Here is a 16,746-nt window from a genome sequence, read left to right as displayed (position 1 = left end):
CTTTTAATTGTTTATTCTATTATTAATTCATCAATACTTAATCCTGTTACATCTTTAGGAATGACCTTTATATAATTTGCACCAGCATTTAAATCAATCTTTGTTTCATAAACCTTCCATTCGGATCTATATTTTTGGCTCGATTTCAATTCTACTTCTTGAACAACATCATTTATAGAGATTAAAACTTTCTGAATAGTGGTTATTCTATTTGATCCACTATATTTTAGTTTTAGTGTAAATTGCCCATCACTTCTATCGTTTTCATAATACCATTCTACAAAACCTGTACCATTACTATCTGGTCCAAATTCAAGAAATCCATTTCCATTAAAGTTTTTACCACTAGAACTAACAACTCCAATTTTGTATTTGGTATCTTCAGCTTGATCACCTCCCATTTCTGAAGGTTCAACAACCGTATCCCAATAAAAACCTACTTTGTTAGAAAATTCTTCTTCCATAACAAAAACTTCATCACCATTTAATAATACCAATGCTTTTACGGTTGTCCCTAATTGAACATTAAAAGGTTTTGAATACAATTTTGAAGATTTTGTAGGTATACTTCCATCAATGGTATAATACACATCCACCTTTTTATTATAAATATCGTTTCCTCTTAAGTTTATAAACTCTGTATCAATGCTAACTTTATTAGAACTAATCAATTTTTTCTCTCCAAGAATAGAAGCCGTAAATAAATTAATAGATCCTTCAGCTTTTGTCGCTTCTATATAGGCTCTAGTTAAACCAAAAAATCCAATTCTACTCTTTGCTTCAAAATATTTTTCTTTATCGAGCGGACTTCCATTGTCTAATGCCCTAACTTTTCCAGCTCCTAATACATGAAAATAAGTTCTATTTTCTCCATATGGATACATTTCTCCCTTATTATCGGTTGCTGTTACACGAACCTGAACAATATCATTTTTCTTATTCATCAATGGTTTTCCATCAATAGATAGTTTAATTTTTGAAGGAGGGTTAGAAGTTCTAATAATTTTCTGAGTCACTTCAACACCGTCCTTATAAGCAATTGCTTTTAATTCTCCCGGTTTCCAAGGCACCATCCAATCACATTGCATTTCATCATGATTTTTACCTGGTTGTTGTTTCCCTAAAGACTTTCCATTAAAAAACAATTCAACCTCGTCACAATTTGAATAAACCCAAACTGGAATTTCTGTACCCAATTTTATTGTTGGATGTGTCCAATGAGGTAAAATATGAACCATTGGCTTGGTAGTCCATTGACTTTGGTATAAATAAAATAAATCTTTCTCAAAGTTTGCCATATCTATTGCGCCCCCTGAAAATGATTTGAATGGCCATCCTCCGTGATATTTTACTTCACCTAAATAATCATAGCCTGTCCAGCGAAATGAACCAGCAAAATTAGGAATATCACGAAGCTTTTGAATATTATGTCTTACGGTTAAACCAATAACAGAATTATCATAACTAGATCTTAATGTTTGTCTAGAATTTGTTCGCTCTGTTCCGTTAGTCCAATCATAAGTAAAAACTTCTTCTTTGGCTAAATCTGGGTAAAAATACAAATCGTTCTTACCTGATTTCCCTCTAAGTCCGTCTCTATACCACATATTGGTTCTGTAAAAACCTCTTGTGTGCCATGTATGCACATTCTCAGTTCCAATAAATGCTCTGTCCTTTTCTAAAGTTTCAAAAAATCCTTTTTTCTCACTTCCACCATTTTCTCCAAATACATCCATATCGTTAGGCCCAGCATGACCAGAAGTAACCAAACGTGTATTGTCATATTTATGACAAGTTTCCACTAATCTTTTTCCGTAATCACCTTTAGATTCATTTCCAACACTATAAATTACTACTGATGGATGGTTTCTATCTCTCTTTACCAAAGAAATTAAATCGCGCTCCCACCAGTCTTCAAAATCGTGAGCACCATAATCATGTTCAGCTTTTTTATGCCAACCATCAAAAAACTCATCCATCACCATCATTCCCATTTCGTCACACATTTCATAAAAACGTGGCGTTTGGGCATTATGAGCGGTACGGATAGCATTAACTCCCATATCTTTCAATTGCTTAATACGAAAACGTAAAATTTTATCTGGAACTGCAGCTCCTAGCGCCCCCGCAGATTGATGATTACAAATTCCTTGTAATTTTGTATTAACTCCATTTAACCACATCCCCGTTTCTGGAACCCATTTAACTTCACGAACACCAAAACGTGTTTCAACCTTGTCCAACAAAGTATTTCCAGAAACAATTTTCGTTTCTAAAGTGTATAAATATGGTGATTCTGGACTCCATAATTTAGAATCTGTTAACATCATTTTTTGAGGTTCTGAGGTTTTCTTTTCACCTCCTTTTATAACGGATAAATTAGATTTTTTAGAAGCGACTATTATTCCATTTTTATCTAAAACAGTAGAAATTAATTCTACTTTCGAATTCTTATTCGTTTGATTCACTATCTCCACATCAACTAAAACATTTGCGCCTTCTGTTCTCACAAATACACCATCTTGAGGAATGTGAATTCTATTTTTAATTTCTAAATGAGTATCTGCATAAATACCACTCCCTGTATACCATCTTGCAGCAGACTGCAGTGAATTATCTACTTTAACTACAAATGTTATTTTACCTGAATCATTTATAATATTTGAAACATCATAAGAAAATGATACCCAACCATAAGGTCTATGTCCTAACTTAGCACCATTGGCCCAAACTGTACTATTTCTAAAAACACCATCAAATGAAATGGCAACACTTTTATTTTTCCAATTTTCAGGCACCTCTATTGTTTTTCTGTACCAACCAATTCCTCCTGGAAGATACCCGCAAAACACACCAGACGGATTGTTTTTATCATACTCACCCTCAATACTCCAATCATGAGGTAAATCTAACACCCTCCATTTTGCATCGTTATAATCTTTTAAGGATGCATCTTCTTCAATATCTAATGCAAATTTCCAATTCTCATTAAAATTTATTTTCTCTTGTCCGAAAAACAAAAAAGAGCTCAATAGCAATAAACATGTTATATATACCTTCATAAAAATCTATTTAATCTTAAAATATTACCCTATTTCTTATATTCAATATCAACAAATCTCATTGATCCAGCCGGCACTGTTAAATTAATTTTGTTGTTTTTGATTGTGATTTTCTCCCCACTTAATATATCAGTAGCTTTTAATGGAACCATAGATTGGAAAGAAACAACTACTTCTCTTTGTTGTGGATCAATATAACCTGGATCAATTAAAATTAAACGAGCATGAGTTTCATCCAATTTTATTAAACTCCAAGAAGCTCCTTTTACTAATAATGGTAATTTTTCAGCACCTTTTTTAACTGCTGCTTGCATTGTTTTACCAAAATCTTTAGCTGCAATAGGTTTATCATTCACATACCCAACTTTCATATCACTTATGCAGTAAGAATCTCCCCTCTTTTTAAGTTTCGATTCCATTTCTGAAGGAACAACAGGAACCATTCCATTTGGCATTTCAGGTATAAAATGTAACCATCTATAGTTAACGCCTAAAGATATTTTTGAATAATCATAATCAGGAACTGTAGTTCCACACCATGTTACTGAATTTACAGCCACAACAGCATTTATATCTTCTTCTTTATAATTACCTAAGTTATGCCCATCATCTGCAGTATGTACAATATCCTCGTTTATATCTTTTATCAAATGCCAAGAACCTATAGATAATATATCTTCTTTTTCTACAATAGGTAAAACTCCTGATTTCATTAAAGAAAATAAGACATTCATTCCTGGTTCTTCCAAGTATCTAATATTAAATAGAATTCCATATCTAGCTCCATAAGAAATCATACTTGCTCCATTTCTCAAATAAGGTGAAACAGATCTTTGTCCGCCAGGAGAATAAGGTCTCCAACTTGTTGGGTTATCATCTACCAAACGAATAGCCCAATCATCTACATAGCCACCTGCAAACATTCCTACTCTCCCACTAAAATTTAAATCTTGCAAACGGTTATTTGTATCTTCTGCTGAAGGCACTAAAATATCATTGTACTTTTCCGAGAAAAACACTTTTTTCCAAGTTTCATTATGTGAGGTTGCCGCCCAAAACATACTTTTATAACGGAAATAGATTTTAGCTTTGTTTCCGTTATTTCTAATAGCAGTTGCCATACGAGGTAAATATTCATCAATCCAATAATGTACTCGTGGATCTAATGGATTTGCAATTTCAGCATATATAAATCCGTGACACATATTTGGAGCTACTTCTAAAATTTTCTCTAAAGTTTCTATTTGAAGGTAGAAAGGATCCATACCGTGACCCGCCCAAATTACAAATGGTTCGTTATCAGCTTCTGATTTTCTAGCAATATCCACAACGTCCTCACGAGATAATTCATATTTCTGGCGCTTATCTAATTTTAAAGCATCTTTACCAATTGCTTTTACCAAATTACTACGATCAGTACTTTCACTTAATGTAAACTGACGAATATAATTAACAGAACCACCTTTTAACTTTTTCACTTCTTCATTGGGTCTCATACCCGTAATCATGTTAAAACTCTTAGTAGATTTTTTCTGATATTTTGGCAACTTAAAATTTAGAACTTGCTTATATAACTCATCAATATTCTCTTCTACTTTTGCTATACGCCCTTGAAATTTATGATCCGTATTCCACCATTCCTTTTTAGATAAAGGATAGAAATATAAACCATTACCACCACCAACCTGACCGCAACCAATAAGATTGTTTGAAACACTAACAAAATCAGCATAAATAATTTTACGATGCGCTTCACCAGTTCTACTTAATATGTTCCCTTCTAAATCAAGTCTATAAATTAGTCCTCCATATTGAAGTACAATCTCATCTTTATAAGGAAGAAGAGTTGTTCCAATAGCATGTACATAACGTTGTTTATCTTTTTTAGAGCCTTTAAACTCAGCAATTCTATTAAAATCCCCATCTATCCCAACCATTTTGGGAGCTCCTTCCCCTCCAAACATTACAATATCATCACGTCCATCTTTATTAATATCTGCTATAGATACATCGTGTAACATAAAACGATTTCCTCCTTCAGGAATAACTCTATCAATTGTTGTAGATTTTAATACTTCGTTAAATTGTTCTGGTTGAATAAAACCAAAAAACTCTGATCTGTATTTATCGTGTTTTAGAGTATAAACAAATAGTATTTCTTTTCCTTCTTCAATAAAATCACCTGCTTCAATTTTTCTAATCGAGCCTCCTATTGGTCTATCATTTACAAGTTTACCTATGGTGTTAATTTCATATAGACGATAATCATTTCCTCCTGCAAAAATTCTTAAATCAACTCCCTTACCTATAACAGCTACCTCATTAAAACGAACTTTATGACCTGGATTAAATTTCCATAATAGCGTTCCATCACTTTTCCAAGCGTATATATGTCCATCTCCACTTGCTGCTAATAAATCATCATTTCCATCATTATCAATATCTACAGCTTCAATTTCGAACATTACTGCAGGATCCTGAGAGTTATTTCGCCATAATTTATCTCCATTTGTTTTATAGCAAGAAATTGCACCGTCAACTTCTGAAATATATAGAACATCATTTCCACTTATTGTAGCAGTTACAACATTACGAATTCCATTTCCTTCAGTATTAAAATTTTGTGCGCTTAGCCTTGTAAAAAGGACACAAGTCAAAAAGAATAGTATAATTTTATTCATCTAAGTTTATTTTAGTAAAAACACAAATACAACACATTAATCAAGTGTATTTCTTTTCCAATCAGATAATCCATTTTTCAATATATCTTTCTCATCTGTATTTTTTGGAGCCCAATTTGGTATTCCTTTTTCAGCTTTTTGCTGAGTATAAAGTTTTTCAAGTGGAGCTTGTGGATCTGTCCAAACATTATTTTGATTGATCATATATGGAATCATAGTGTCATACCATTCAAAATGAGATTTTGTTAAACCCTCAACTACAAAAGGATACTCTGAAGCTACATCATTTTGCTCATATGGATCATTTTTAAGATCATATAACTCTTTCCCAACAAGTCTCCAACGATCAGTTCTTACCGACCACATTTTATTAGCAGAATCTTTTGGATTCTTAGCTATATTTCCTCTTTGTGTTTGAATTATTCTTGGTTTCCATTCACTATTAGGATTTTCAAGTAGTGGTAATAAACTTCTTCCTTCTAATTTTTGTTTAACTTTAGAGTTATCGGCTCCAACTAATTCACAAAAAGTTTTATACAAATCAATATGAGCAGTTAAAGCTTCAATATCTACATCTTCTTTAATTTTACCTTTCCAATACCAAAATATAGGAACATGCACACCTCCTTCAAACGGTGTACCTTTACCTGTTTTATGGCCTTGAATAAAATTACTATCTGAACCTGGAGCTCCATTGTCTGATGTAAAAATTACAATTGTATTATCTAACATGTCCCATCTTTCTAATTTTTCCATCATAACACCGAAATTGTCATCAATATTTTCAATCATTGCCAACCTAGGTTCTGCTTTTTTCATTCCTCGTTTTAACATTCTGTCTAAATTCTCTTTTGGAGCAATTAAAGGTGAATGTGGTGCGTTGGTAGAAATATAAGCGAAAAACGGTTTTTCCTTTTCCTTTTGCTCTTTTATCCAAGCCAAACCAGCATTAAAGAAAATATCTGTACAATATCCCTCAGTCTGAACTATTGTATTATTATGTAACAATACAGGATTAAAATACTTGGCGTTTTTCTTCTCACCTTGATTTGGTGGGAAATCTGCATAACTAGTAATCTTAACACCTCTTTCTCTTTGTCCTATTCCTCCTGCACCGTGCATTAAAACTTCTGAAAACCCCCTGTTTTGAGGTAAATACTCATTAATATCACCTAAATGCCATTTACCAAATAATCCTGTTTCATACCCTTGTTTTTGTAATAACTCTGGAAATGTTGTAATATCTAAAGCCATACGTTCGCACTCATTATGAGTTGCTGTAACTGCAGCTCTAAATTCATGAGCACCACTCATTAAAGCGGCTCTTGAAGGCGCACAATTTGGACTCATATAAAAGTTTGAAAACCTTGTTGATTTTTTAGCAAATGCATCAATATAAGGGGTTTTCACTACGGGATGACCTAAAGAGCCTAATACCAAACCTTGGTCATCTGTCATTACTAAAACTATATTTGGTTTTGAGTTTGCTAAAGATTGGGCATTAACGGTAGTTAATTTAAAAAGAATAGCTACCAATAACATTGCATATTTTACTTTCATCATTTTATTAAATTTTAATTTCTTATTTATCATTTATTAAGTATGGTTGAACTTCTACCCACCAGTCTTCAAATTTCCCTGATAGCTTTTTAACTAATTCAGGTTTCTCCTTTGCTAAATCATTCTCTGCTAGGGGATCTTTATCCACATCAAATAGGTTCCATTGCTTTAAAGGAGTTGTTGTTGCTCTATGAAAACCATTAGATCCTCCTTCTTTTTTAGCTTTATAAAAAGCTTTACATTCTCCTTCACAAGCTTCGTTACCGCAAACTTCTGTTCTAATTAATCTATAATTTTTCCACAAAACACTTGCTCCAATATATTTATGTTTTTCAAGTTCTCCATTTGGCCAACGTCCTAAGTGTCTAATAGACACTCTATCTGGAAAATCTGCATTAACATCTTTTAATAAGGGAAGTAAAGATTTACCTTCCACTTTATAACTATCTGGGATTGGAGACTCTGCTAATTCAGCAATAGTCGGCATCACATCTGTATGCCCGCACAACTTATCTACATCTCCTGGTGTAAAATGTTTTGGCCAACGCCATAAAGACATTGCTCTTGTTCCTCCCATCCACACAGTTGCTTTTTTACCTCGCATTCCGGCATTATATGTAGTAACATGAGTACCTCCATTATCGTTCATATAAATAACCAACGTATTATCATCAATACCGAGCTCTTTTAACTTTTTCATTAGTTTACCAACATTCCAATCAATATTAGATTCGGCAGCCCAATATTTACCTGAACCATGACCTTTATATTGTTCTATAAATTCTTTTGGAGCATCTATTGGACCATGTGGTGAATATGTTGGAATGTAACAGAAAAAAGGTGTTTCTTTTTTCTCACTAATCCATTTTGTTGCTTCATTAAAAAAGATATCTGTTCTAAAACCTTTATAATTATGCTCTACACCATTTAACATTAAATTTGGATCCCAATGGTTTTTAGGTGGGTTTTTAGCCCCTTCAATTGTCAACGCAACATCAAACCCTCTTTTTTCAGCTCTGTAGGCTCCTGTTTTACCCAAGTGCCATTTGCCAAAAAGTCCTGTAGAATAACCTGCATTTTTTAAATGTGTGGCCAACGTAGTTGATTCTAGACTTAATTTTTCTCTACCCCAACCCGCTACTGTATGTGTTACTCCTGACTTGAACTCATGTTTCCCTGTCATTAAAGCAGCTCGTGTTGGCGCACATGTTGGACTTACATGAAACTTTGTAAAACGTACACTTTGATCATAAAATTTATCTAAGTTTGGTGTTTTTAAAATAGGATGCCCATGACGACCCAAATCTCCATACCCCTGATCATCCGATAAAATGATAATAACATTTGGTTTTTTATTTACTTTTACTTTTTCATTTTTACACGAAATCAATGTAATTGATAAAAGACATGTTATAATAACAGCTATTAATTTCATAATAATTTTTCAGGTTTTAAGTCTGTTTATTTATTCCAATATTATTTGCTCTCTTGTAAATGTTTCTGCCTTTTGACTTGGAGTATCTATTTGAATAATTACTTGGTTTTTACTTGCATCTTTAAACCAAGTTCTATCATTCATTCTTGTCATTTTAACAATTGTTTTTTCGTAAGGTTTAAGAACTGGTATTTTTCCTTGAATTACTTCAACATTTCCTGTTTTACCAACTATAACTTTAATTGAAGTTTCTTTAGAGCTCACTTGTCCAAAATTCTGAACCTCAACTTCTACTTGCGCTCCATTTTTTATTCTTGAAAATTTAGCTGGCATTGCTGATAATAATGGTTCCAAATAGTTAACATTTGGCAATCTACTATAACCAAATACAAAGTCTCCCTTTTTATCTTTACCTATTAATTTTCCAGCAAAATGCTCTTTTGTAAATTTATTATTAGCTCCATCAAAAATTAAAATCAAGTCATTTCCCATTTTTTTTGATTGAATTAATGAGCAGCCTCTTCCGAAATTAACTTCTTCAGACACTCCAAATTTTAATGATGATAAATCTAAATCCGTTTGAGGATTAAAACCTTCTTCTGCCTTAATTTTAACCATAATTTCATTAGTTCTCATATTTAATTCTTTGGCATTCAATACAGAAAGTAATTTGCCTTTTTTTAAAGGGAAAAATACCACTTTAGAACTATGGTTGTCATTTTCTAAATCTTCCTTTTTGGTTGTATCAATAGCTGCAAAATTTACACTTATAGCTCTACCATACTTATCTTGAGAAAGTCTAATTACTTCATATTTATTCCATTTATTAACAATACCATCTTCTGTAATTCCAATCCCGGGTTCATAGGCTGTTCCATCATCTAATTTCCAATGCAATCCATCTTTTGAACGCATATGATATGCCATTCTACCTTGCCAATCATTCATTATTAAATGATATTGAATATTTGTTCTCCAAATAACAGGATCTTCAAAACGCCCTTCTATTCTTGGATAAACACGCTTCTCTGTTAATATTTTATATGGTGAATATCCTGTTTTACTTACCGCTATAAATCCATGGCGAGTTAATCCAAAAAAGGAACCATCTTCACGCATAACAAAACCCATAAAACCTTTTTCATTACATAACCTTTCACGATTATCTTTTATTAATGGATACTCTTCCCAATATTTTGAAAGCCCTCTTATTTCCTTTAAAGAACTTAACCCTTTTTTTGAGCTTTCAACAAAAAACTTACCACTTGACTTGATAAAATATCTACCATCTTTTAGTTGCATTAAATTAGGATTATGTCCTGGAAAAAGTGTTCTAGTAACTTTATAAGGACCTAATAGATTTGTGCTTACTGCATGAACTACATCAGACAGTGGCCAATATTTATGACCTCCTTTAGCACTTTCTAACCATCTACAACCAATCATATGGTATTTACCATCTTTTCCTAAAAGAGAATTTCCTCCCCAATAACTATAATCTTCATCTTCTAAACCATTATCAGTATATCTTGGTAAAACTTCTTTATTTCCCCAAGTATTGTAAATTAATTTACCCTGAACAGGCATTGGTTGAAAACGATCCATAAATTGCCCTCCAGGAACTAAATCTTTCCACTCTTCTGGACGATCACGTTCCACAACCATTGGTCTTGAAGTAAAAGATTGTAATTCAACTCCTTTTTGTACTATTGGCTTATTTTGCGCTTGAGTTACCATTGGTAAAACGCTCATAACAATAATTATTAAATTAATTAAGAAGGTTTTTTTATTCATTTTAATCTTTTTAATTATGTCTATTTAAAGTCTACTTGAACCTTTTCAATAACAATATTTGCATTTTCAAAATCAAGAGTTTCTGTTTTATATTCAAAACAAAAACCATATCCTTCAGGTAAACCTGTTAAAACAAGTTTTGCTGGAACAGTATCTACTATTCTTGAAAAACCTTGTTTTAAAGAATAAGATTCTTTTATCTCTTGCCAATCAGTCCATTCGTCAATTTTTCCATTCCCAGATATATCAACACCTACACGAGTTTTTACACCTGGCACCCAAGGACCTGGACTTACAAAATCTACTTTGCCTTGTTGTTGTAATAAATAAAATTGCCCTTCAGCAAATCCAATAGTTGGGTCTGGATGTCCATTTCCCATTTCTCCAATAAAACTAAACTGTTTATTTATATCTCCACTTGTGAAACACCCAATTTTTATACGTTCCCCTACTGGATGATAATCACAAAATAAATAATATTGCCCTCCAACTTTAATTGCTGTCCAATCTCCATATGCTTTTTGTTCAGGTTCATGTATTTCATATTTCTTTACCTCTTTAACAATGCTGCCATGAATATATTCTCCATACTTACCAGTCGGTTTTGTACGATGATCAACTACCGGAGATAAAATTTTAAAATCATGAATTCCATCTGGGCTTACTGCATGACCGCCAAGTGGAGAATCCCAAGAATGTGTTTGAGCATTAATTGGATCCCAATTTTCGTATATCAAGTGAAATGAATTGTCTTCATCTCTAAATATTGCACAATCTGAACCATGAGAAGGATCATTAAATACCATTCCCATATCTTTTCCCATTTTCCCATCTGTTAAATCATTATCTATAATAAGATGTGGATCTTCATCATTAGGATGATCATAATATATATAAAACGCTCCATTTTTATATTCTGCTGTTGTAACCCAACGCTCTCTATAACCACTAACAGGACCATAATGTTTCCATGATTTCATATCTGTACTGTGCCATGCATGATAACCTAATTCATCATCGGAATGAGTTAAACGGGTTACATCAACTCGTTTAGGGTGAGTATCATATTTTCTAGCTAACAACCAATAATCATTTTCTTTTATTGGAATTAAAACAATGGCATCTAGAGTTCCTTCTGGCCCCACATTTGGAACTTCTTTCCAGTTATCCCAATTGGAAGATTGTTTAAATGTAATTGACTGTGCTTTTTTCTTTGTTTTGTAACTGTGAATTTTACTAGTAAACGTACTTTTCTTTACGCTTGATTTTGCCTGCCCATTAAGCAATTCAACACCTTGGGTATTAGCTGTTATTTCCAGCCAATCTGCTTGTTTATCAACTATCCAATTTTGAGCATTTATTGAAATGGAAGTTCCAATAAAAAAAATAACTATTAAAATTCTCATTATAATTTTGATTTAATCTGTTTTTAAATTTTTCCCTTATTTTTTAGCTCCAGGAATCCCTTTTTGCTGACCTTCATTTATTGGACGTGTAAATGCCTTATAATTTGGCCAAGTTGGACCTTCTTTTTGAATGCCTTTGAATGTTTCAATCATTCGATCACGTAACAAAACAAAAGTGGCGTGTTCCTTTTCTTTTAAATCAACTTCTTGTTTTATATCCTTTTCTAAATCATATAACTCAAAACTACTAAGGTTTGCTCGTTTAATCCATTCTTGTAAATTTTCTCCTTCCTTTAATGGATCAAAATATCCAACCAATGAATATTTACCTAATCGCATTGCCATATTTGGAGCATGTGTATAACATATATTCCAACTCAATGGTTTTTCACGATTAAATGGATATCCTTTTAAAACTGGTAAAATATTTATCCCGTCTAATGTAACATTAGGTTTTTCAGCTTCAACTATATTACAAATAGTTGGCATAAAATCTACTGAAGAAACTAACTCATCCGAAACTACTCCTGAAGCTATAACTTCAGGCCAACGCATTAACCCTGCAACTCTATGTCCTCCTTCATATAAAAAACGTTTCATACCGCGCAATTCACCTGGTGTACCCCACGATCTATCTCTTTCAGAATTTTTATGTGTAACTGGGTGTTCGCTACCATTATCACTTGTAAAAATCACAAGTGTATTTTCTCTCACCTCTAATTCATCTAATTTTTGCATTAACCTTCCAAAAGCTTCATCCAACTGAGTTACTGTACCATAGTAATAACGAGCTAATTCCGACGCATTTTCGTCTATATAAGAAGGGCGTAGAACTCTACCATATTTTATAGATTTTTCTAAATAACGAACCCTTTCATTATCATATAAATCCATATATTTTTTAGGTGGGCTTAATGGTGTATGTGGCTCTCTAATACTAACCTCTAAAAAGAAAGGTTTCTTTTTATCTCTATTTTCTAACATTTCAATAGAATAATCCACCACTTTAACGCAAGACCCTCCATCTTCTAGCTTCACATTTCCCTTATTACTAACAAATTTATCCTTATCTCTTATAATCCATTTATCAAAACCTTGGTCTCCTGGGGTTGGTTGACCTAAATTTATATCACTCATATGCCATTTACCAGAAAAAAAAGTTTGATAATTTTTCTTCTTTAAAACTTCGGCAATAGTAACTTCGCTGTTTCTCATATGAGTATTCTTACCAGCTAGTCTCCAAATCCCTACTCTATAGGGATTTCTACCTGTTAGTAAAGCAGCTCTAGATGGTGAACAAATTGATGATCCTGAGTGAAGATCTGTAAATTTCATTCCCTCTGAAGCAAACTTATCTATATTAGGAGTAATCATAAAAGGATGACCATAACAACTTAAATCTCCATACCCTAAATCATCAACTAAGAACACAACAATATTTGGTTTAGATGTGTCATTCTGTCCATAACTTTTATTTGCAGTACAAACTAGAAAAACCGTTATAACAATTGTTTTGAAGAAATTCATTTTTAAAAATCTTTTAAATTTTATTTGTTTATAGTTGTATTAAATACAACTGGCTTTAAAGTTCGAGATAGTATTTTTATAACTACTGGATATTGTTTTCCTTTTACTAAATCTTTATCTAGTTTTAGTACTAATTCCTCCTTACCATAAGCTTTTAAAGCTGGTAATTGAATCTCTCCCCAAGCTTCCTCTACTCCATTTTCACCATAACCATATATTGTTAAAAATGTTGATTTAGATGCTATTTGCCCATGATTTTCAACTACAACAGTAAATTTTCCATTTTTAAATATTGGTTTTCTTGCTGATAGAATTGGTTCTATAAAATTAACCCAAGGCAAACGTGTATACCCAAAAAGCATTTCTCCTTTTTTGTTTTTCCCTAACATTTTTGGAGCAAATTCATCTTCACCTATACAATGATTTTTAGCTTCGAATATTACAATAAGATCTTTCCCATCTTTTTTAACTTTTAATACTTTTGCACCCCTTCCATAATTTACTTCCGAAGAAGCTCCAAAACGAAGAGTTTCAATATCAATCTCAGCTTCAGGATTAAAATTTTCTTCACCTTTAATTCTTACTTTTATTTCTTTTGTTTTTACATTGAAAGGTAATTTGTTCTCAATTGATAATAACATGCCAGGATTTAGAGGTAACCCTATATTTTTTGAACTATGATTGTCATTAGACAAATCTTCATGTTTATTAGCATCAATTACCGCAAAATTGGCTTGTATTGCTCTACCATATTTATCTTGAAGAATTCTAATACGTTCGTATTTATACCAATCTTCTTTTGTTCCATCTTTATGCACAGCCACACCTGTTGCGTATGCTCTACCATCTTCTATAATCCAATTTATTCCATCTTTTGAACGTAAATAAAATGCCGTACGTCCAATCCAATCATTTACAATAGCATTGTATTGAATATTATCTTTCCAAATAACTGGATCTTCATATTTACCTGCCACCATTGGATAAATAGATTTTGTGGTTATCAACTCAAACGGACTTGTACCTGTTTTACTAATCCACATAGAACCTTGACGACTTAACATTAAAACTGAACCGTCTTCTCGTTTAGTAAAACTTAAATTATGAAACCAATTACCGCCACCTAATCGTAATTCACGATCTCTACTATCCATTGTAAAAGTGTGCTTTTCCCAAGGGCCATTTAAATTATCTGAAATTAAATAATTACAATGTTTATCAACTTCATGTCCTGTAACATGGTAAATAACATACTTTCCATTCTTTAATTGAAAAATTTCAGTATTATGACCTTCTCCTAAATCTTGAATTACTTTAAATGGACCTATAGAATTATTGGCTGTTGCATGATACATCATAGAATAATCTTTATATCCCATATGACCATTGGGGTTGTTTTCGTCCCATCCACAAAGGAAAAAATGATATTTCCCTTCTGCTTCTTTTATTATATTTCCACCCCAATATGAAATTTTATCATCTTCAATTCCATTATCTACAAAACGTGGAATTACTCCCTTATCTCCCCAAACATTTTTTGATAATTTACCATTTGGCATTGGTAAAATCCGGTCCATAAAGTTTCCTCCTGGAATTAAGTTTTCCCATTCAGCAGGAAGTGGACGATATTCAATTTGTGCACTTATTTCACTTACTAGAAATAATACTAAAGCAATTGTAAATAGTTGTTTTTTCATTTTTATTTAATGTTAATTAATTCCAAGAACCTCCAGATTCCATCAATAATATTTCTTTAAGATCTTGTACTTTATTAGGGTATTTAGCAGAAAGTTCTTTCATTTCTTGATAATCTTCTGGAAGAAAATACAATTGAAATACATCTTTTTTAAGATGATAGCGTAATTTCCAACCATCACTAGTTACCAATGCCGGCCCCAATTTTGAATTGGTAACTATATAAGGATGAACTTCACTTTTCCCTCCAAATAAAGTTTTAGCATAAGAAATTCCATCTTTTTCTTTTAATTCTTCTTCACCTGCAATTTCTGCCAAAGTATTTAAGAAATCGTAATTTGCTACTCGTTGCTCAGAAACTACACCTTCTTTAATTTTTCCTTTCCAATACCAAATTAATGGCACTCTTGTACCACCTTCCCAATTAGATCGTTTTAAACCAGACATTCCATCATTACCATCAAAAACATCATTACTTAAATTACTAAGAAACTTTGTTTTTATATTATCATATTTTTTACCTGTAGTTAAATCAACTTCTTTATTTGTTCTATTTTCTTGTTGCGCATACACCTCATGCCCATTATCTGAAGCGAAAACAATGATTGTATTTTCAAGCAATTTTAAAGAATCTAATCTTTCCATAATTCTACCAACATCTGTATCTAACATTTTAACCATTGAGGCATATTCTTTTTCCATTTCTGTTAACCGCTCATCATATTTAAAATCTTCATGAATTTCTGGAATTGCAATTGGTCCGTGAGGGAGCTGTGTAGGGAAAAACATAAAAAATGGTTTTTCTACTTTTGTATCGCTATAATTATCTATATAACCTAATAGCTTTTCCATTATAATATCTTCTGAATAAAAAGATTTACCCGTCATATCCCATCTATCTTTATATCCTTCCTCTGATTCTACATTATTAGTTTTTGCACAATCTATATGTGTGTTACCTGGTATGTCTATTTTATTACCATTTTCGAATAAAAATGGGGGATAAAAACCATGACAACGCTGATGATCATAATAACCAAAATGATAATCCCATCCGTGACGCTCTATACGTTCTGGTGTTGTTGCAAATCCCCATTCTAATTTTCCAAATTCAGCAGTTGTATAACCTGCCTTTTGTGCTACTTGCCCAAGAAAAACTTCTTTTGGTTTTGCGGGCATTGCCATTTTATGAATTGAATCTTTTATTTCTTCAAAAGTCATTCCATTGTCCAGATTTTGGTAAATTCCACCTTTGGTAATTTTCCATTGATTTGGTCGAACATCATGCATACCAGTTAATAAACTTGCGCGTGCTGGTGCACAAAAGTGACAACCGTAGGCGTTTTTAAAACTAACTCCTTCATTTGCTAACATATCTATATTAGGAGTTTTTATAATTTTCTGACCATAAGTTCCTAATAGTCCTCTACCAAGATCATCTGCATAAATTAAAATTATATTTGGTTTTTTTATTTCGTTCCGAGATTTGCAACTTAAAAGGTTAAGACAAACCATTGAAGTTAGAATAATTGTTAAATATTTCATGATATTATAGACTCGTTAATTAATGCTTTAATTCAATGCTA

9 protein-coding genes are annotated in these 16,746 nt (G+C 32.3%); all 9 read right to left on the bottom strand.

Annotation, left to right across the window (positions count from 1 at the left end; all coding sequences use genetic code 11):
- Nucleotides 1-11: 11 nt before the first annotated feature.
- Genes DAD81_RS18360 through DAD81_RS18320 form a run of 9 tightly spaced genes read right to left on the bottom strand, consistent with a single transcriptional unit; the run spans nt 12 to nt 16,705 of the window.
- Nucleotides 12-3,062 (bottom strand): glycoside hydrolase family 2 TIM barrel-domain containing protein, encoded by a 3,051-nt coding sequence (locus tag DAD81_RS18360; protein ID WP_111709772.1) that lies wholly within the window; start codon nt 3,060-3,062, stop codon nt 12-14.
- A gap of 29 nt (nt 3,063-3,091) precedes the next feature.
- Nucleotides 3,092-5,743 carry a PQQ-binding-like beta-propeller repeat protein gene (locus DAD81_RS18355; protein WP_111709771.1) on the bottom strand — a complete coding sequence of 884 codons (2,652 nt, stop codon included), beginning with the start codon at nt 5,741-5,743 and terminating at the stop codon, nt 3,092-3,094.
- 36 nt (nt 5,744-5,779) lie between these two features.
- Entirely contained in the window at nt 5,780-7,306 is a 1,527-nt protein-coding gene (locus DAD81_RS18350; RefSeq protein ID WP_218939735.1) for an arylsulfatase, read from the bottom strand.
- 19 nt (nt 7,307-7,325) lie between these two features.
- On the bottom strand, nt 7,326-8,738 hold the full coding sequence (locus DAD81_RS18345) for an arylsulfatase (RefSeq protein ID WP_111709770.1): 1,413 nt from the start codon (nt 8,736-8,738) through the stop codon (nt 7,326-7,328).
- A 30-nt stretch (nt 8,739-8,768) separates the two neighbouring features.
- Nucleotides 8,769-10,532: a glycoside hydrolase family protein gene (locus tag DAD81_RS18340; RefSeq protein ID WP_111709769.1), complete on the bottom strand. Its 1,764-nt coding sequence runs from the start codon at nt 10,530-10,532 to the stop codon at nt 8,769-8,771.
- A gap of 20 nt (nt 10,533-10,552) precedes the next feature.
- Nucleotides 10,553-11,938: a glycoside hydrolase family protein gene (locus DAD81_RS18335; RefSeq protein WP_111709768.1), complete on the bottom strand. Its 1,386-nt coding sequence runs from the start codon at nt 11,936-11,938 to the stop codon at nt 10,553-10,555.
- Between the two features lie 36 nt (nt 11,939-11,974).
- Nucleotides 11,975-13,465, bottom strand: a complete 1,491-nt coding sequence (locus tag DAD81_RS18330; RefSeq protein ID WP_111709767.1) for a sulfatase family protein — start codon at nt 13,463-13,465, stop codon at nt 11,975-11,977.
- 20 nt (nt 13,466-13,485) lie between these two features.
- Nucleotides 13,486-15,162, bottom strand: coding sequence for a glycoside hydrolase family protein (locus DAD81_RS18325; RefSeq protein ID WP_111709766.1), 1,677 nt, complete (start codon nt 15,160-15,162; stop codon nt 13,486-13,488).
- 16 nt (nt 15,163-15,178) lie between these two features.
- Complete coding sequence (locus DAD81_RS18320; RefSeq protein WP_111709765.1) at nt 15,179-16,705, bottom strand: sulfatase-like hydrolase/transferase; 1,527 nt, start codon at nt 16,703-16,705, stop codon at nt 15,179-15,181.
- Nucleotides 16,706-16,746 lie beyond the last annotated feature (41 nt).

The organism is Lutibacter citreus (assembly GCF_003260195.1).
GTDB lineage: Bacteria > Bacteroidota > Bacteroidia > Flavobacteriales > Flavobacteriaceae > Lutibacter > Lutibacter citreus.
This window is presented reverse-complemented; position numbering and strand designations above follow the sequence as displayed.